Here is a 19418-nt window from a genome sequence, read left to right on the forward strand (position 1 = left end):
ATTTAATTAGGTTTTATATACCTTTTTCAATATTAATTCAACGATCATCTCTAAATCTTTATGACATTTCGGTATTTCCATAGCTAATGCTTTTAGAAATAATATTTTCTCTAGTGATATTACAAGATATTTCTCTTTTTCAATAGCATTTTCTTTTAGATAACTATAATCGAATGTACATATTTGATTCCACATTTCTAATCCGTATTCACATATTCCTATATCACCATACAAGTTTTTTATATTGTTTGGGTATTTTTCTTTTAATATTTTATGATCATCATTATGTATTACCAGATCAATATCTAGCCCAGCTTTACGCAAACCATAATACTCCATTGCTTTTCCTCCGATTATTAATGGTTTATGGATAAAGCTGTATCCCAATACCTGCCAATTTATCTCCATTTAAAAGTACTACCTTATAATCTTCAAACTTAGTAAATGTTTAAATTTAAGTAAGAATAAATTAAACAACACCTAAAAATTACATATTCAATTTTTTAATTATAAACCTGAATGTTTACAGGACTATACTTTATCTCTTTCTGGCAATCGGGATAATGCATATAAAACCGATCTGTTGTTTCTGGCTTTTCACGAACTATGGCCGGAATAACATCAACATTCTTTTGCTCCACAGTTGAGGATATCGAAGAAATCGCCAGCGTTGCTACAGCCCCGACTAGTCCATAATAAGACGATGTACTTACCATAAAATACGGAGAAGTTTTACGATCATAATGCACCGGTGACCAGTTTATATATACATTACCTGTGTAATATAAATTATCTGGATCACATGCCTCCAAAGTTAAATAACCATGAGGTAAATTAATAAAATATTCTTTATACCATACCCGTTTTATTTCATAGTTTCCGGCTGGTACTTTCAGTATAAAATATCCTTCCGGATCTAATCTGACCTTATAGCTCGAACCCTTTTCTATATTTCGCATCTGAAAAAAGATGTCCTTAACCTTGATGTCCCCATCATTATAAATATTTAATCTACCGAATAGAATCGTTTCATTAGGCTTAGTCTCTAACGTGAATTTTTTATCGGTCGTGAAAGACGTCAAAATGAGTAAACTGAAAAATAAATATAATATGGGTTTCATCTTTAAAGTATAATCTGCATTAAGAAAAAAGACCAACCTATCTAAACAGGCTGATCTTTTCATATATTTTAGAAATGCCTATATATTTGTTTACTGGGCATTTTCGAATTGTTTCAAGAACCGAGAGTCATTTTCGGAGAACATACGCAAATCCTTAACCCTATATTTCAGATTTGTAATACGTTCTATTCCCATACCTAACGCATAACCGGAATATACTTTGCTATCTATTCCGCAATTTTCCAAAACATTAGGATCAACCATTCCACATCCCAGAATTTCAACCCAGCCTGTATGTTTACAGAACGGACAACCTTTTCCGCCACAGATATTACATGAGATGTCCATCTCCGCACTTGGTTCAGTAAAGGGGAAGTAGGATGGACGCAGACGAATTTTAGTATCAGCTCCAAACATTTCTTTCGCAAAGAACAGTAAGGCTTGTTTCAAGTCTGCAAACGATACATCTTTGTCAATATACAATGCTTCTACCTGATGAAAGAAGCAATGAGCCCGGTATGATATAGCCTCGTTACGATATACACGCCCCGGACAGATAATTCTTATCGGTGGCTGTTGTTTCTCCATTACTCGCGTTTGTACAGATGATGTATGTGTACGCAATACAATCTCCGGACTACGGGCTATGAAAAATGTATCCTGCATATCACGTGCCGGATGATCGTCAGCAAAGTTCAGTGACGAGAATACATGCCAGTCGTCTTCTATCTCAGGACCTTCGGCTATCGAAAAGCCTAATCGTTTAAAAATATCACAGATTTCTTTTTTCACCAACGATAATGGATGGCGGCTGCCTAACTGTACGGGATACGCCGTACGGGTAAGGTCGATAGTATCTTCTGATGTTGAGCTATTTTCGAGATTTTCTCTCAATAGGTTGATTCTATCCTGAGCTTTTGTTTTAAGTTCGTTCAGCCTCATCCCAATATTTTTCTTCTCTTCCGCCGCCACATTTCTGAAATCATCCATAAGCGCCGAAACAGCTCCTTTCTTGCTCAGAAAGCGAATTCTCAAATCCTCCAGTTCCTGAATATTAGAGGCTTTAATATCCTCAATTTCGGCTAGTAATTTGTTTATTTTCTCAATCATCAGAATCTATCCTTAATTTATTTTGTACACAAAGTTACATTTTCTTTTCTAAAAAAATAATAGTAATCAGAAGTATCCGGACTATTCCGAAACTTTGTAACGAGGACCAAACGGGAAATAACCTGCTTTGCGGCGCAATTTTAATTTACGGAAAAGGTTCAGAGGTTTCTTTTTTATTTTCCCTTTATAATTTTCAACAAAGTCATCTACAGCATCCAGTATACGCGCTGACGATTTACCGTCCCTAAAAGAATGTACTTCATCCATCTTCTTACTAATATTCTCAAGTAAATCAGCCGGACGGCTTATCGCTTTTTCTATAGCTGACTCCAATTCATTAGCATTTTGTATATCCAGCAAATGGTTCTCGGGAAAAGTATTCTTATAGGTAACAACCGGCTTATCGAACCACAAAAATTCATAAATAACTGATGATGTATCACTAACCATCAGATCGGCCTCTGTAAATAAGCCCAGTTTATCATCTTCCTCACTATACAATGCATTATCATATCTATCAGCCAAAGCTCTATATTGCTCTATAGTTTCAGTTTTCATTTTGGGATGAAACGAGAATACCCATTTCCAGTCCTTCTCTTGCAGCAATCGTTCTATTTGGTTATATAAATCGACTGTAGATGATAAACTTTCGGTAAAAGTAGGAGCATATAATATAGTGATCCCCTCCTTATCAGTATTTGCACCAGTGTTTACATAGGCATCAAACTTACTCCAGCCTGTTTCTACTACTCTAAAGAAACCATATTTTTCTTCCAGCCGTTTAAACTCGGGCATAAACATACTGCTTGTGACACAGTATAAATCGAACAAGCCTCTTATCCGGTAATGATCTCCATAATCTGTCCGTTTAAAGAAAAGCCCGTGAAAGACTTCGACTTTTATTCCGGGGAAAAAATCATAAATATAATTACCCGGGGCAAATATTGCTAACGGATTATATTCCATCACATCTTTTATGGATAATAAACGCTTTTCACCGTCTCTCAATCTCACAGTACAACCATCTTCTATAAACCAGGCAACATCGTCGCCTCTTTTTCGGATTTCGGTTTGAATCGGTCGTAAGATCGAGTAAGAATAACTTAATGAGACAAATAGCAGATACCTTTTCATTCGGAGAACTCTAATTTAATCGATTTAGACTCAAAGATAATTCATAAATCGGACTTGAAACTTTTCACATCAAGATATTTGCCTTAATCCCGACTCCTAATTTTATTTTATTAGTTTTGTAACAAAAAATAAAGAATGAGCGATAAAGAAGTATATTACGGTGATTTAGAAAAGACAAAAATAATAGGTGAACTCTTTTCTGCTGAAAACGAGTCTAGAAATCAGGAATGGCAACAGACTTTTTTATCCAACGTTGCCGATGCCAGCTTCAAATGTAATGATCCTCAAGTAATAGCAGGACCTGACGGATTTCCTTACTTTGTTCTGAATATGCCCGAATCCGGCAAAGAGTTTCAATGCTATGTCATTAAACATATGGTCCCTGATTTTATTATGGAACATGGGCTTGGTATTGTTTTCAGTCCATCAAAAGGGCAACCCGACTGGGTTTTTACTTATGGCAACCTTGTTAATTATTACCTGAAAGGAGAATTTTATACCGAATCTAAAAACTGGTTTGTTCAGACAGAAGAAACCGTAAAAGAAGATATTAAGATATTGGTCGGACAGCCATCCGAATATATAATCCCGACACAAACCAGAAAGATATTAAAACAGTATCTTAAGCAATATACAGAAACCGAACCGAAAATAGTATTGACTAACAGACCCGAGGGCGAAGAGTTCTTACAGCAACTGGTATTTAACCTGACTCCCGATGATTTTCAGAGTGAAGATCATTTCAAGGGAGTGATGCAGAATATCGGGTGGTTTTTACCCCGTCATTATACGTATGCTTCTACTTTGGAGAGTACTTTTGGCGAAAATTTCCAACCCCTATAAAATAAAAACGGATAGAGGTAAAAGAGTATATGTGAATTCACGTGTACTCTTTTTCTTTTACCCCACTTAAGTATATCTACAAACAACATTGTTCGTGTTTTTTTACTAAATTTGCCAGCCTTAAGAAAAAGTGACCGGTATCAGCCCAATATATTTTCATTTATTGAATATCAGTTTCTTAGTTCTGTATATATAAATTAGTAGAAAAGCAATCAAATAATATTTTAGACAAATTAATATGAAAGCATTTGTATTTCCGGGGCAAGGAGCCCAATTCGTAGGAATGGGTAAAGACTTGTACGAAACATCTCCTGTTGCTAAAGATTTATTCGAAAAAGCGAATGAAATTCTGGGTTTCCGTATCACCGATTTAATGTTTGCTGGTACAGATGAAGACCTTCGTCAAACAAAAGTTACACAACCTGCTATATTTTTACACTCTGTTATCTTGGCCAAAACATTAGGAGCGGAATTCACTCCCGAAATGGTAGCCGGACACTCATTGGGTGAATTTTCGGCTTTAGTTGCTGCTAATGCGTTGTCTTTTGAAGATGGTTTGAAACTCGTTTATAAACGTGCTTTAGCTATGCAAAAAGCATGTGAACTAAATCCTTCTACAATGGCTGCGGTTCTTGGATTATCTGATGACAAAGTAGAAGAGATCTGTGCTACCATAACAGACGAAGTGGTTGTTCCTGCAAACTATAACTGCCCGGGGCAAATTGTTATCTCCGGAACGAATGCAGGTATAGATAAAGCTTGCGAGTTGCTGAAAGAAGCTGGCGCCAAGCGTGCCCTTAAGTTAAGTGTCGGCGGAGCTTTCCACTCTCCATTGATGAATCCTGCCAAAGAAGAACTGGAAAAAGCAATTAATGAAACTTCTTTTTCAGCTCCGATTTGCCCTGTATATCAGAATGTAACAACTGTAGCAGAAACTGATCCTGCCAACATTAAGAAAAACCTGATTGCCCAATTGACTGCTCCTGTAAAATGGACTCAATCTGTAGAGCACATGATAGCTGATGGAGCCACAGAATTTATTGAACTGGGACCGGGAGCCGTACTTCAGGGACTAGTCAAAAAGATAAACAAAGACGTTGCAACAAGCGGCAAGCAATAATTTCAATTGTATAATCTTTTATTAAAAAACGGCTAATTCTTTTCGGAGAGTTAGCCGCTATATTATATTAAAAACAACATGAAACATTTACTTATACTTATTTTCGGAATAACCTTATTATCCCAATCTGCTTCGGGTCAAGATACCACCTCTACACCAAAGCATACGGTAGTCACGCCAAAAGGAACCAGAACTGTTTCGGCGGAAGATCAAAACCGGGAACTAAATGATCGCTTGCGACGAATAGCGCAAGAAAGGGAAGAAGCTAGAGAAGAGAAACAAAATAAAAAACGAATAATAAAAATAGTTGGGAAAATAGCACTTGTAGCTATTATTGGAGGTATTGCAGCTTGGGTATGGCCTCGAAAAAAGAAGTCGTGATATTAGGGCAATTCTGCAATACAGTGCCTGATTTGGTCTCTTAGCCTATTTGCCGTATCTTCGCCGTATAAAAACATAAAAAACGAATAAACACATGGCAGAAACACCTAATTGTCCATTATGCAGTATGGAGAATACTTATTTTGACGGAACAGTATTTGTTTGTCCTGACTGTGGGCATGAATGGACTAACGAAGGCAACAGCGAAGAAACAGACGATACTCCAAGAGATAGTAATGGAACCGAACTTATTGATGGTGATGCTGTAACTGTTATAAAAGACCTGAAAGTAAGAGGCTCGTCAATGGTTATTAAAAGAGGCACCAAAGTTAAGAGTATTAGATTAACGGAAAATCCGGAAGAGGTTGACTGTAAAATCGATGGATCAAGTATAGTTCTAAAGACTTGTTTTCTGAAAAAAGGATAAAATCTTAATAAAAATATCTGATTCCCCCGATTATTAAACCTTATAATAATCGGGGGCTTTTTATATATTTCTTCTCCGATGATAATCCTTCTTGGAAAGAAAATATACCTTTGTAATATTAAATAGGATAAAGTAAGATGAAGTTTAAAGGTTATTTATGGGGATGTGTGTCATCTGCGACATATGGACTTATCCCTCTTTTCGGGCTACCGGTGTTACGCAAAGCCGTAAGTTACGATTCCCTTCTTTTTTATAGATTCTCGTGCGCGGCAATACTTCTTGCCTTGATTATGTTTCTCCGGAAAGAATCTTTTAAGGTGACGAAAAAAGAAGTCGTCCCTCTTATCATATTAGGTATCTTATTTGCATTGTCCGCTCAATTCTTATTCTGGAGTTACAGTTTTTTAAGCGTGGGACTGGCTTCTACAATATTATTCACCTACCCTATTTTTGTAGCTATGCTAATGGCTGTATTGTTTAAAGAACGGATTTCACGGATTTCTCAACTGGCAATTGTCGTTGCATTCTCCGGTGTTTGCTTATTATATCAGGGAGATGTTTCTATTAATGTATGGGGACTATGCATAATTCTTCTTTCCGCCCTATTTTACGCTATATTTATTATAGTTGTGAATAAATCTCCGGTAAAGAATATGCAAGGAGAAAAGCTAATCTTTTATGCTTTATCTATCAGTGCCTGTTTCTTTTTCATTCAAGCACAAGTCAAAGGAGGAATTCAAATACTACCGGATACTGAGTCTGTTATAAACATTATAATGTTAGCCACTATCCCTACCGTAGTATCATGCATTGCAATGGTATACGCAGTACAATATATAGGCTCAACATCAACAGCCGTATTAGGGGCTCTCGAACCGGTTACCGCTGTAGCAGTAGGTGTTTTTGCTTTCAATGAAGTATTCTCTCTAAATCTGGCTATCGGGATATGTTTTATTCTGACTGCCGTTCTCCTTATTATTATGTCGGGACGGATAGAGAAAATAGCCAGACAACGCTCGTTCCATAATAAATGATATTTATTAGAAAACAATACAAACAAAGAATATCAGATAACACGACAGACCTGTTTTTGTTGTATCTTTGCATTCTTTAAAAACAGAATATATCGAAATGAAAAATATTGCTGATTATGAAATCATGGCACCTGTTGGATCATACGATTCACTGGCTGCAGCAATACAAGGTGGAGCTGATTCAATTTACTTTGGTATTGAAGGTTTGAACATGAGAGCCAAATCCTCCAATAATTTTACAACCGAAGACTTAAAGAATATAGCCAGAATCTGTCAGGAGCATGGCATGAAAAGCTATCTTACAGTAAATACTATTATTTACGATAACGATATAAACTTGATGCATCAAATTGTTAATGCAGCTAAAGATGCAAACGTTTCGGCAATCATTGCTTCCGATGTTTCGGTTATGATGTATGCAAGGAGTATAGGAGTAGAAGTGCATTTATCAACTCAACTAAATATCACTAATTCAGAAGCCCTGAAGTTTTATGGGCAGTTTGCCGATGTTGTTGTATTGGCACGCGAACTAACACTCGATCAGGTTGCTGATATATATAAAGATATAGTAGAGCAGCAGATCAAAGGCCCTAACGGAGAACTTATACGTATTGAGATGTTTTCTCATGGAGCACTATGTATGGCAGTCTCAGGAAAGTGCTATTTGAGTTTACACGAAAGAGATTTATCCGCCAACCGGGGAGCCTGCAACCAGTTATGCCGCCGCAGCTATATTGTAAAAGATAAAGAAAGCGACATTGAGCTAGAAATAGACAATGAATACATAATGTCACCCAAAGATCTGAAAACTATTCATTTTATGAATAAGATGATGGATGCAGGTGTAAGGGTCTTCAAGATAGAAGGCCGGGCCAGAGGTCCCGAATATGTACGTACAGTTGTTGAGTGCTATAAAGAAGCAGTCAAAGCATATTGTGAAGATAACTACACTGAAGAAAAGGTAGAAAGCTGGAATACCCGTCTTGCAACTGTTTTCAACAGAGGATTCTGGGATGGATATTATCTAGGACAACGCTTAGGAGAATGGACAACCAATTATGGCTCCGGAGCAACTAAACGCAAGGTATATATCGGTAAAGGCATCAAATACTTCTCAAATATAGGAGTGGCAGAATTCCTTATGGAAACACAGTCTCTTAAAGTTGGAGACGAAATATTAATAACCGGACCTACAACAGGAGCTGTATCTCAAATCGTAGATGAAATACGGGTTGATCTTAAACCTGTTCAGGAGACAATAAAAGGCGAAAAATTCTCTATTAAATTAACAGAAAAAATCAGACCTTCAGATAAACTGTTCAAAGTTATTTCTGTTGAACCCAAGAAGAAGTTCGTTGAGAAAGATTCATGAATAAAATACGATTAATAGATAAAATCTTGGAGTTTTAGAACTAAAAATCGCACATCTTGTTTAATATTGTATTGAAGATAAATTTTGGTCAAATACAACCTAAAAGCAATTAACTTTGTACGATATTAATTATGTCACGGATATACAATTCCCTCAAAGATATACTTACAGACAATGCTATAACCAGGGCATCCGAATTTCTCTGTGAAGAAAAAAGTAAAACATTAGATGCGGCTAACGCAATTATCCCTTGTTTACTTGGAGGGTTATTAGCTAAAGGCAGTACTACTCCCATACAAATAGCCCTATCTAAAACGGCTAAAGAAAATAACTATATTGTAGATAACACACTTGCTATATTTTCCGGAAATGCCGACGAAAAAATAAGCTATGCCGGATTTCGCTTTCTGGATGCAGTTTTTGGCGATAAGCTAGGTGAATTTACCTCTTTAATTTCATCTAAATATGGAATTTCTTATTCGAACTCGGACCAACTGCTTTTAATGATCTCTCCTTTTGTTGCAGGGGACTTAGGCTACAGAGTAACAGAATACAGATTAGGTATAGTTGGGTTACTAGGGCGTCTTAATTCCGAAAAAAATAATTACATAGGTCTTATTCCTAAAGAATTTTGCTCCATATTCAGTCTGCCGGACAACAGTTATCTTGGAAATTTTCTTCCTGAGATAGCATCTACCGAAGCCGACGATAAAATTAAAGTACCAACGCCATCGTGGGTTATCTGGTCTGTTTTATTAGCTGTTTGTCTGGTATTTGCCCTTTGGTGGAAGTCTTGCAAGGATTCAACATCTACCAAAGTTAAGGAAAGCGTCACCACAGCCACATCTGCAGTAGTAGAAGGCACTATTAACACTGTATCTAAAGCCTTAGAAAAGGTATCGACGATAGTCATTCTACCTGATGGAAAAAAACTTCAAGCATATAAAGGAGGAATGGAAGACCAGCTGGTCAGATTTTTGGCTGATGAATATTCCTCAATAAGCCCTGAAGTATTAAAAGAAAAATGGTTCAAGTTTGATAATATAGAATTCAAACATGGTAGTGCCTCCGAGTTAACTGATGTATCTTTTCCTCAATTAAATAATATTGCTGCTATATTAGCGTACTATAAAGAGACTCAAATTGTAATTGCAGGGTTCACAGACCGGACTGGAACAACTGAAAGTAACCTTAAATTATCCCGAGACAGAGCGAATACAATTAAAGACTATCTATTAAAATCCGGAATTGAAGCTTCACGTATATCGACTATCGGATATGGAGATCAATTTGCAACCTATTCAGCAGATGCTCCTGATATAGACAGAGCACTCGACAGAAGAATATCTCTACGGTTTGATAAAGAATAAAGGGTAGAAAATATTCCAAAAAGAATAAAATAAAAAAGAGTTGTCCAGTTGGACAACTCCTTTTTATCAATATTGTAAATATTCTATTCTTATTCAGCGAAGAATATTGCAACACGGTTCCATGCATTTTCTTTGTATGGTTGTTCTGTAGAACCTTTCCATTCAGTAGAAACACGGTCGCTGCTGATACCATATTTTTCGATAAGAGCTTTAGCAACAACTTTAGCACGTTTTTCTGAAAGCTTCATGTTGAATGCAGCTGTACCAGTTTGTTTGTCTGCGTAAGCAACAATCTTAACTTTAGCGTTAGGATTAGCTTTCAAGTATTCAGCTGTATTGTAGATGCTGATAGCTTGGTTGTTATCGATAACAGCGCTACCAATACGGAAGAATACAACATTAGGTGCACCAACAGTAGTAACTGGAGCTGGAGCTGGAGCTGGAGGACATGGAGCCGGAGCTGGAGCTGGAGCTGGTTTTATATTTCTCAATCTGTCATTTTCAGCTTTCAATGCATTGATCTGACCATTCAAATCATTGATCAAGCCTTGATCCATAAGAACAGCTTCGCTAAATCCAACTTTACCAACTTTCAATGTCAGACCTGCAGCACCTGTAAGGATACCATTCCAACGTTTTGATCCTTTTGGGCTTTTATCGAAATCATTAGTAATTAAAGCACCACCTACTTCAGCATAGAAAGAAAGTCTTTCTGTTATTCTGAATGTATTCAATAAACTAGCATTGAATGTTACAGCATCAGGACCTTTTTTCTTTAATAGTTTGTCGTTCCAATCACCATGAGCCCAACCCACACCTACAGTAGGTATAAAGTTGTAAACACGGCTTTCGTTGTATTTACAGAAATAGTTAGTTGCATTGAACATTACATCAGCATGAACATTGAAATATGTTCTGCTATACATATTCTGAGCTTCATTTCCTGAGAACATGTGCAATTTACCACCTTGAGCAGCAAGTCTAGCTCCCAAGTAAGGATTATACCATTTTCCTACAAAAAGTTGAGGATTAACAGTCAAACGATCCAAGAAACTTGCATGTTGATCAGATGGTCCAAAGTATGCACTTGCACCTGCACCTGCACCAACAAACCAGTTATCCCAAAAACCATTGCGAGCAAAAGTCGCTTTTCTTCCTGCTTCAGCACTAACACCACTTTCTTGAGCGGTAGCAGATACTCCAGCAAGAGCTAAACACATGAGTAAACTTACCTTTTTCATAATCAATTAATTATAGTTAAACAGTTAATTATTCAATTTATACGTCTTATACCAATCATACATTAATGAAATTCCATCTTCAATTTCAATCTGATGTTTCCAACCCAAAGAATTTAATTTTGAAACATCGGTCAACTTGCGAAGAGTTCCATCCGGCTTTTCTGTATTAAACCATAACTCTCCTGAATATCCGACTTTATCTTTTATCAAAAAAGCTAATTCTTTTATTGAAATTTCTTTTCCTGTACCAATATTAATATGCGTATTTCTAACTTCTTTACTATTTATAACATTCTTTAAATCTGAAAAGTTCACAGTTTCCATTATATGCACAGTTGCATCAGCCATATCTTCGCTCCAAAGGAATTCTCTTAAAGGAGTACCTGTGCCCCATAATTCAACTTGAACTGAATTATTCTCAGATTTGAAACTTATTCCATATTTATTTAAAACAGCTAATATCTCTTCTTTTGGAGCATTACCCGCTACTTTTTCAATTGGCCTCAAATTCAAATCCTGCCGTATTGTATCCCAATTTCCATCTTGTAGACTTTTCCCCAGATGAATTTTTCGGATCATTGCAGGCAAAACATGTGATTTCTCTAAATCAAAATTATCATTCGGCCCATACAAATTAGTTGGCATTATCGACAAAAAATTTGTCCCATACTGTATATTATAGCTCTCACACATTTTTATCCCTGCTATTTTTGCTATAGCATAAGGTTCATTCGTATATTCCAAAGGAGAAGTTAATAATTCATCTTCTCGCATTGGTTGATGAGCTTCCTTAGGATATATACATGTGCTACCCAAAAACACTAATTTCTTTACATTGTTCAAATATGACTGATGAATTATATTATTCTGAATCATCATATTTTCATATATAAAATCAGCTCTATATGTATTGTTGGCAACTATACCTCCCACTTTTGCAGCAGCAAGAATTACATATTCAGGTTTTTCTTGGTTGAAAAAATCCGCTACAGCAGTCTGGTTAGTTAAGTCCAGTTCTCCATGGGTTCTCAATGCAAAATTTGAATAACCTTTGTTCTTTAAGTTTTTCAATATTGCAGACCCAACGAGACCTCTGTGCCCAGCTATATATATTTTAGATGATTTATCGATCATTTTTATTCAAAATAATTCAAAATCTTATATCCGCCTTTTCTTAAGAACTCTTCCTTTTTCATGAGAAGGATATCATTAACCATCATATCTTCACAAAGACCTTTCAAGTCATAGGTTGGTTCCCATCCTAATTTAGTACGAGCTTTTGTATTATCTCCAATTAGAATATCAACCTCTGTTGGTCTAAAATATGCAGGATCAATACCTACGACAGTTTCTCCAACCCTTTGTTTAATCGCTGACAAATATTCGCTTCCTACCTTAGCCACGAAAATATCATCATTAACTGAAGCAATAAATCCTTCTTCCTGTTCACCCTCTCCTTTAAATTCGACGGTAACACCCACTTCTGAAAATGACATTTTTATAAAGTCTCTAATAGTAGTGGTAACTCCTGTTGAAATAACATAGTCGTCCGGAGTATCTTGTTGCAAGATCAGATACATCGCTTTGATATAGTCTTTGGCATGCCCCCAATCGCGTTTACTGGATAAATTACCCATAAACACCTTTTTTTGAAGTCCGAGAACTATACGAGACACAGCTCTTGTTACTTTACGGGTAACAAAAGTCTCCCCTCTCAATGGTGACTCATGATTAAACAGAATCCCGTTACTAGCATGCATGCCATATGCCTCACGATAATTTACTGTTATCCAGTAAGCATACATTTTCGCTACGGCGTAAGGACTACGAGGATAGAATGGGGTTGTTTCTTTTTGCGGAATCTCCTGCACCAAACCATATAATTCTGAGGTAGAAGCCTGGTAGATCCTGGTCTTATCGACTAGACCCAACAAACGAACAGCCTCCAATAATCTTAAAGTTCCTATACCATCAGCATTTGCTGTATATTCAGGTGTATCGAAACTTACTTTAACATGGCTCATTGCAGCCAAGTTATATATTTCGTCTGGTTGAACCTCTCCTACTATGCGAGTCAAATTCATACTATCAGTCATATCTCCATAATGAAGAATCATATTTCTCTTTTCTTCATGAGGATCCTGATATAAATGATCTATACGTTCTGTATTGAATAAAGAAGACCGTCTCTTTATCCCATGGACAGTGTATCCTTTTTTTATCAAGAAATCAGCTAAATAAGCCCCATCTTGACCTGTTATCCCTGTTATTAAAGCTATTTTACCCATTTAAAGTCTGGTATATAACACTTTTGTTTGAAGTTGCAAATGTACAGAAATTTATACATTTAACAAAAAAATTATTACAATAATTAAAATTACACTTCAATTGGACTGATGCTGTCTCCTAAGCAAATCGTTTACAGTCTTCACCGGATTAAAGGTAGACAAAGGTACTTCTATAAAGATAGTATTCCAGTCTGACATGGCTCCATTCCATAATCCCGGCAATTCTAAAGCCTTTAGATTTTTCCCGTTTTTAGACTTTTTGCTTATAAATCCTGTAGCAGTATCTACAAAACTCTTCAGATTATATTTTTGACCTTGATAATCTTTCAAACCACAAACGATATCAACCGGATTAAAGTGAGTACCGGATTCAAACATCAATTTCTTCTTCGGATCATTCAAATCAATTTGAGAACTTTCCAATATCTGTAATGATATAGTATTATCTTTATTCACAGCATAAAAAGGCCCTCCTCCGGGCTCTCCTATATTCTTCACCATACCACATACTCTCACCGGACGATTAAGCTTAGATTTTAGATACAAAACCAACTCTGCATCTTCTAAATATTTCGTTTCCGGATTTTTAACATTAATTGTATTCTGTAGAAAATAAAGCATTTGTAATAAATCTTCTCTCAAATACTCCCCTGAATCCAATAATGACATATATTCAAAACATTGCTTTTGCACATAAACCAAATATCCGGCTAATGCCTTTTTATAGACAGCTTCATCTTCCTTCAACTTATCAGGCACTACATTATCAATATTCTTTATAAATACAACATCTGCTTGCAAATCATTCAGGTTTTCAATCAGAGCCCCGTGCCCTCCTGGACGGAACAGCAGCTTATCGCCTTCTCTAAAGGGAGTATTATCTTCATTTACAGCCAAGGTATCAGTTTTAGGTTTTTGTTCGCTAAAGCTGATATTCAACTTTATGTTATACTTTCTTTCATACACACTCTTTACATGAGCCACAAGAGACTCGAATAATTTCCGATGCTCTTGCGATACTGTAAAATGAACCTTAACAACTTTACCTTTTGAACAAGCATACATTCCACCCTCAACAAGATGTTCCTCTACCGGAGTCCTATCTCCTTCTGAATAGGAATGAAACTTAAGTAATCCTTTCGGCAAGTTTCCGTAATTAAGTCCATTTTCGGACAACAATCCACTCACCACTGATTTATATTCACCATCTGACAGTAAAGCTGGTATATCTTTCCCGTACTCTTTTAGGCAAATAGAGTTCAGATCTGAATAGAAGGCAAATTGTCGGATATGCGCAAAGAAAGTTTTCATAAAATCAGCTTCCGGTATTGCGTTAATCTGATCCTTAAACTCGAAAACATCTTTGAACATACGACTCGCAGCACCTGAAGCCGGCACAAATTTCATAATATCACAATTCGTTTGACAATAATCATCCCACAAAGAGACAAATTCCCGTTTTTGTTCATCATTCAGCTGAACAATCCCTTTATCTAATGTTGCGATTCCGGTAATCTCAAGAAAGGATATTCCTTCTTCAAAACAAGCAATTTGCTTACCTATTTCCTCTATTGAGATGCCTTTTTCTTCTAATAATGATTTATCTTGATCTGTGAACTTGTAATGCATAAGGTTCGTTTTTTTTGTAGTTTCTACAAAAATAAAAAATTATCCGGCTCACCAACTACTATATACATAAAAAGAATGGAGATAAATCTTTCGTTTTATCTCCATTCTTATTTTTTAAACTTCCCTTTTACAATCAATAATCAGAAAGTAGCGTTTCTTGATTTAGAATTCCTCCGTACAAACATTACATATATCCCTGCCAACAATATAAAAGCACAAACATCTGTAGTTGTAAAATTTATATAGCTTTTTCTCTGTAAACTCTGGCTTCCAAGATTAAATGATTGCCTAAATGGCTTTACACTATTATATTGGCCACCAGAACTATTTCGAGCTGCAGAGAGGGCATCTTCCATCGGAAGAAAACTTGTTGGACTACTATATACTGATTCTGGTACAACAAGTATAAGCGATAAAGCTAATACGCTTTTAAAGATTATGTTGCGAATCTTTTGCATAAATTTCAAATTCCCGAGTTACTATGTAAATATAGCGCAAATATATATGTTAAAAACGTAAACACATAACTTTTAGGCTGAAATTTGTAATTAAACCTATTTTTTTAACGCTTTTTATCACAAATATCTCCTCATATCTCTATTCGAGATTGAAGAGACTATATTATTTTTATAGTAAACTATATATTCGTCGACATTTGTCATGGGCCTTGGCGATAACCACCTCATCTTCTGTTTTTCGACGGTAATACAGACTCCCTCATTTTCCAACTCAACAACCTGCCGGTCCTTCAAATTCTCAGCTAAAGTCTGATATTTTCCGGGATCATTTAACAGTTCTTTCTGTTTTTTTTCTAAAAAATATCTATTCAATCGATTCGCTCCGGGAGTAAACACTTTATATTGAATCCCTTTTTCTTTCTTTAATGGGAGTACTAAACATATCTGAAATGACTCACCATTGTTCAACTCTTGATTTATTAAATACTTACGGGTAGATTTAAACCATATAGTTGCCAATAATAAAACAACAAGAAATGGAATACAATAATAAGAAATCAATTGATCCATATTATATAGGTAAACTACACCGAACAATGCTACAAATAACACCAAAGCCGGAGGAAAAAGAGCATACTTCCGCCAAACCGATTTACTAAAAAAAGATCGTTTAAATGCCTTATTCTGTTCTAGATTCTTTATTTTTTCGACTTCCATCGCCGTTCTCCAGATTTAGTTATAAATAAATATTTTGCTGCAATAACCCTTGTGCTTCAAATGTCAAAGATAAGATGTTTTCGATTTTCAAGCCCACAAATACCTGCAAAAAGACAAATAAATAGTGAAATAAAAATAAAAGCATCCAAAAACAATAATTTTGCTCCTAAATTCAGTATTTTTACAAACTGTAGAAAGTTCATTTAGGTAGTTTCATATTAAACAGACACAAGGCTATGAAGGAGCAAATAGCACAGGAAGATGAGTTGAAATCTTTGATGAATCAGTTGTCTGCCAAATCTGCGGATCTTCAGATATCACAAGATGATGCCAGATTCCTGAGAACCATTATAAAAAAAGGCATTGCGGATGGTATCTACAAGAAAGGTAATAACAAATACTTTTATTTAATTATTGTTCTCAATACTGCGCTTATAGTAATTAATGAAATAGGATTAAAAAAGGCTTCAGTCATAGCAAATATTCTATACCGGCCGGTTCTTAACAATCTTATTACAATAGAGCAAATCGAAAAACGATTTGATAAAGAAGTTGCTGACATTGTAAAAGGTCTGACCAAGATAAATGATCTGGAAGCCAATCAGAATTCGTTAGAGTCTGAAAACTTTATCAAGCTGCTTTTGTCGTTTGCCGAAGATATGCGGGTAATACTCATCATGATTGCCAACAGGTTATATCTGATGCGTACGGCAGCAGACATTGATGAAGCCGCCCGGTTGAAACTATCCATAGAAGCATCATACATATATATCCCTCTTGCACATAAGTTAGGATTATACAACATAAAATCCGAACTCGAAGATTTGTATCTGAAATATACAGACCGGGGTACGTATGACTATATATCGGCAAAGTTAAGCGAAAGCAAAACTGCACGGGATAAGTATATCCAAGAGTTTATCAGCCCTATTGAAGAAAAGCTTAAAGAAACCGGGCTTAAATATGACATGAAAGGACGTACTAAATCTATCTTTTCTATCAACAATAAACTCAAAAAGCAAAAAGTCGAATTCGAATCCATATATGACTTGTTTGCTATCCGGATTATTCTCGATTCTCCCCTCCCTAAAGAGAAGGCGGAATGCTGGCAGATATACTCAATTATCACCGACTTATACCAGCCTAACCCCAAACGTCTGAAAGATTGGCTTTCTATTCCTAAAAGCAATGGATATGAGTCGTTGCACATCACTGTTATGGGGCCACAATCGAGATGGGTAGAAGTTCAGATCAGAACGAAGCGCATGGATGAAATCGCCGAGCGGGGATTGGCTGCGCACTGGAAGTATAAAGGAGTAAAGAGTGAAAGTAATATAGACGATTGGCTTACCACATTACGAGAGACCCTTGAAAATAAAGGAGTGGCTTCGAATGAAAAACTCGAAGACTTCAAACTCGACATATACGACGAAGAGATATATGTTTTCACTCCTAAAGGCGATTTACACAAACTGCCCAAAGGAGCTACTGTTTTAGATTTTGCATTCTCCATACATTCGAAAATTGGTTCGACTTGCGTTTCGGGGAAAGTAAATGGTAAAAATGTTTCTATCCGCCATAAGTTGAGTAGTGGCGACCAGATAGAAATCATGACATCGCCCAACCAAACTCCAAAGCAAGACTGGTTAAATATAGTATCAACGTCTAAGGCAAAAAACAAAATCCGGCAAAAGCTGAAAGAAGAGGCCAATAAGCAAGTCGAGTTTGCCAAGGAACAATTAAAACGCCGTTTCAAAAATCGTAAAATAGACGAAGATGAAGGTGTATTGATGCGCCTGATCAAGAAAATGGGGTTCAAGACCGTTACCGATTTTTATATAAAGATCGCTCAGGAAGATCTGGATGTAAACTCTGTAATAGACCAATATCTCGATCAGGAAAAACGCGAATCGGAGGTACATGACAAACATGAGTCAATCAGCGCCGAAGAGTTCACGATACAAAGCCAAAAGTCAACGCAGCGAACAGAAGGCGCTACCGACGAATTAATTCTGGATAAGGATTTACGGGGTATAGATTATACTTTAGCCAAATGTTGCAATCCGATCTATGGAGATGAGATTTTCGGCTTCGTTTCTTCTCAGGGTATAAAGATACACCGCACCAATTGCCCTAACGCACACGATATGTTTTCGCGGTTCGGATACAGGGTTATACCTGCCCGATGGTCCGGAAAATCAGGTTCGACCTATACTATTGTACTACGTGTAGTAGGTTCTGATGATATCGGGATAGTTACCAACCTGACTTCCATTATATCAAAAGAACCGGGAACAAACTTACGCTCGATAAGTATAGAATCTAACGACGGACTGTTTCAGGGAAATCTGTCTGTTACCTTGCAAGACACCAATACATTGGACAGTTTAATGAAAAAGCTGAGAACGGTACGGGGCGTAAAACAAATAGCGAGAATAAACTAATTTGGCTTTTAAATAAGCCGGATTAGCTAACAATACCCGTTTCCGACTTGATCTGGATTACACCGCAGCAGGTAAACCTAGTACAGTAACCACTTAAATATTAATGCCCGTCAGTAGTTACAAAAAACGTTCTTTTTTCAGCTATTGCAGTCCTTATAGAAGGGTGACAGTAACTAAACAAAGGTGACATGTGTCTGTTACGTGAGTGTCACTTTTGTAACTTAACTATGCAGAAAAATAGAATCTAATTGAATATCAATTGATAAGGGGAGTAAAAAGGAGGAATGGGTAACGATTTGGAAACAACCGGACAACTTTATTCCGCTTTACTTTTCATAGATTCAAATAGCTCTTTTAACAAAGATACACAATATTCCTTACATACAATTAGCAAAAGAGAAAAGGTTATTCATAAAATCAAGAATAACCTTTTGCACGTGAGAAAATCATGATTATTTCATTGAATCAGCTATTTTATCAAAATCTAGTAATAATCTACTGCTTGCGATGATCACAGATATTTTTCTGAATTTTTCAATGTTTTGTGGTTTCAAGCGACATTTCTTGCTCTTTTACATTTAATTCTGCATTTTTTTCGAAACCTGCAAATAGCCGGTTTAGTACCCTGTCGAATGATATCGATAAATAGCAACAGAGGAACCGTATCTTTTTTCACTTTAATCCCGTAGGAACTGTTCCTGAAGTGGTTGACCATTCCAGTCTGTCGTA

General features: G+C 36.3%; 17 protein-coding genes. 8 read left to right on the plus strand and 9 right to left on the minus strand.

All coding sequences use genetic code 11. The annotated features are described in order from the left end of the window. Positions 1 to 6: 6 nt before the first annotated feature. The 4 genes from BUC12_RS17090 to BUC12_RS17105 all read right to left on the minus strand — a co-directional run bounded on the left by BUC12_RS17090 (position 7) and on the right by BUC12_RS17105 (position 3365). Positions 7 to 408, minus strand: a complete 402-nt coding sequence (locus tag BUC12_RS17090; RefSeq protein WP_062182719.1) for a hypothetical protein — start codon at positions 406 to 408, stop codon at positions 7 to 9. 95 nt (positions 409 to 503) lie between these two features. Then, positions 504 to 1121 (minus strand): hypothetical protein, encoded by a 618-nt coding sequence (locus BUC12_RS17095; protein WP_139262104.1) that lies wholly within the window; start codon positions 1119 to 1121, stop codon positions 504 to 506. 90 nt (positions 1122 to 1211) lie between these two features. Beyond that, complete coding sequence (gene pheS, locus BUC12_RS17100; protein WP_062182713.1) at positions 1212 to 2231, minus strand: phenylalanine--tRNA ligase subunit alpha; 1020 nt, start codon at positions 2229 to 2231, stop codon at positions 1212 to 1214. Positions 2232 to 2312: 81 nt separating this feature from the next. After that, positions 2313 to 3365, minus strand: coding sequence for a CDP-glycerol glycerophosphotransferase family protein (locus BUC12_RS17105; RefSeq protein WP_062182709.1), 1053 nt, complete (start codon positions 3363 to 3365; stop codon positions 2313 to 2315). Between the two features lie 135 nt (positions 3366 to 3500). Here BUC12_RS17105 and BUC12_RS17110 point away from each other — a divergent pair, with 135 nt between their 5' ends. From BUC12_RS17110 to BUC12_RS17140, 7 genes are all read left to right on the plus strand, one after another. Further along, positions 3501 to 4208 carry a hypothetical protein gene (locus BUC12_RS17110; protein WP_062182706.1) on the plus strand — a complete coding sequence of 236 codons (708 nt, stop codon included), beginning with the start codon at positions 3501 to 3503 and terminating at the stop codon, positions 4206 to 4208. 238 nt (positions 4209 to 4446) lie between these two features. Next, entirely contained in the window at positions 4447 to 5328 is an 882-nt protein-coding gene (gene fabD / locus BUC12_RS17115) for an ACP S-malonyltransferase (RefSeq protein WP_062182704.1), read from the plus strand. 78 nt (positions 5329 to 5406) lie between these two features. Beyond that, positions 5407 to 5709 carry a hypothetical protein gene (locus BUC12_RS17120; protein ID WP_062182701.1) on the plus strand — a complete coding sequence of 101 codons (303 nt, stop codon included), beginning with the start codon at positions 5407 to 5409 and terminating at the stop codon, positions 5707 to 5709. Between the two features lie 94 nt (positions 5710 to 5803). Then, positions 5804 to 6136, plus strand: coding sequence for a zinc ribbon domain-containing protein YjdM (locus BUC12_RS17125; protein WP_062182698.1), 333 nt, complete (start codon positions 5804 to 5806; stop codon positions 6134 to 6136). Positions 6137 to 6273: 137 nt separating this feature from the next. Next, the gene (locus BUC12_RS17130) at positions 6274 to 7170 is read left to right on the plus strand and encodes a DMT family transporter (protein WP_062182695.1); all 897 of its coding nucleotides are present in this window, start codon (positions 6274 to 6276) and stop codon (positions 7168 to 7170) included. Between the two features lie 97 nt (positions 7171 to 7267). After that, positions 7268 to 8542, plus strand: a complete 1275-nt coding sequence (locus BUC12_RS17135) for a peptidase U32 family protein (protein WP_062182692.1) — start codon at positions 7268 to 7270, stop codon at positions 8540 to 8542. Positions 8543 to 8673: 131 nt separating this feature from the next. Next, positions 8674 to 9912 (plus strand): OmpA family protein, encoded by a 1239-nt coding sequence (locus tag BUC12_RS17140; RefSeq protein WP_062182689.1) that lies wholly within the window; start codon positions 8674 to 8676, stop codon positions 9910 to 9912. 89 nt (positions 9913 to 10001) lie between these two features. Here the strand turns inward: BUC12_RS17140 and BUC12_RS17145 are convergent, their stop codons facing one another. The 5 genes from BUC12_RS17145 to BUC12_RS17165 form a co-directional block, all read right to left on the minus strand. Further along, entirely contained in the window at positions 10002 to 10961 is a 960-nt protein-coding gene (locus BUC12_RS17145; RefSeq protein WP_236689405.1) for an OmpA family protein, read from the minus strand. A gap of 216 nt (positions 10962 to 11177) precedes the next feature. Continuing rightward, a complete protein-coding gene (locus BUC12_RS17150; RefSeq protein ID WP_304488610.1) occupies positions 11178 to 12284 on the minus strand; it encodes a GDP-L-fucose synthase family protein in 1107 nt (368 codons plus the stop codon). Between the two features lie 5 nt (positions 12285 to 12289). Further along, positions 12290 to 13441 carry a GDP-mannose 4,6-dehydratase gene (gene gmd / locus BUC12_RS17155; RefSeq protein WP_062182679.1) on the minus strand — a complete coding sequence of 384 codons (1152 nt, stop codon included), beginning with the start codon at positions 13439 to 13441 and terminating at the stop codon, positions 12290 to 12292. Positions 13442 to 13537: 96 nt separating this feature from the next. Then, positions 13538 to 15070 (minus strand): DUF4301 family protein, encoded by a 1533-nt coding sequence (locus BUC12_RS17160; RefSeq protein ID WP_062182676.1) that lies wholly within the window; start codon positions 15068 to 15070, stop codon positions 13538 to 13540. Between the two features lie 575 nt (positions 15071 to 15645). After that, positions 15646 to 16245 (minus strand): hypothetical protein, encoded by a 600-nt coding sequence (locus tag BUC12_RS17165; protein ID WP_062182673.1) that lies wholly within the window; start codon positions 16243 to 16245, stop codon positions 15646 to 15648. A 278-nt stretch (positions 16246 to 16523) separates the two neighbouring features. Between BUC12_RS17165 and BUC12_RS17170 the strand changes: the two genes are divergently transcribed. Further along, a complete protein-coding gene (locus tag BUC12_RS17170) occupies positions 16524 to 18689 on the plus strand; it encodes a RelA/SpoT family protein (protein WP_394333935.1) in 2166 nt (721 codons plus the stop codon). Positions 18690 to 19418 lie beyond the last annotated feature (729 nt).

The organism is Indolivaga macrotermitis (genome assembly GCF_900128985.1).
Lineage (GTDB): Bacteria > Bacteroidota > Bacteroidia > Bacteroidales > Dysgonomonadaceae > Dysgonomonas_A > Dysgonomonas_A macrotermitis.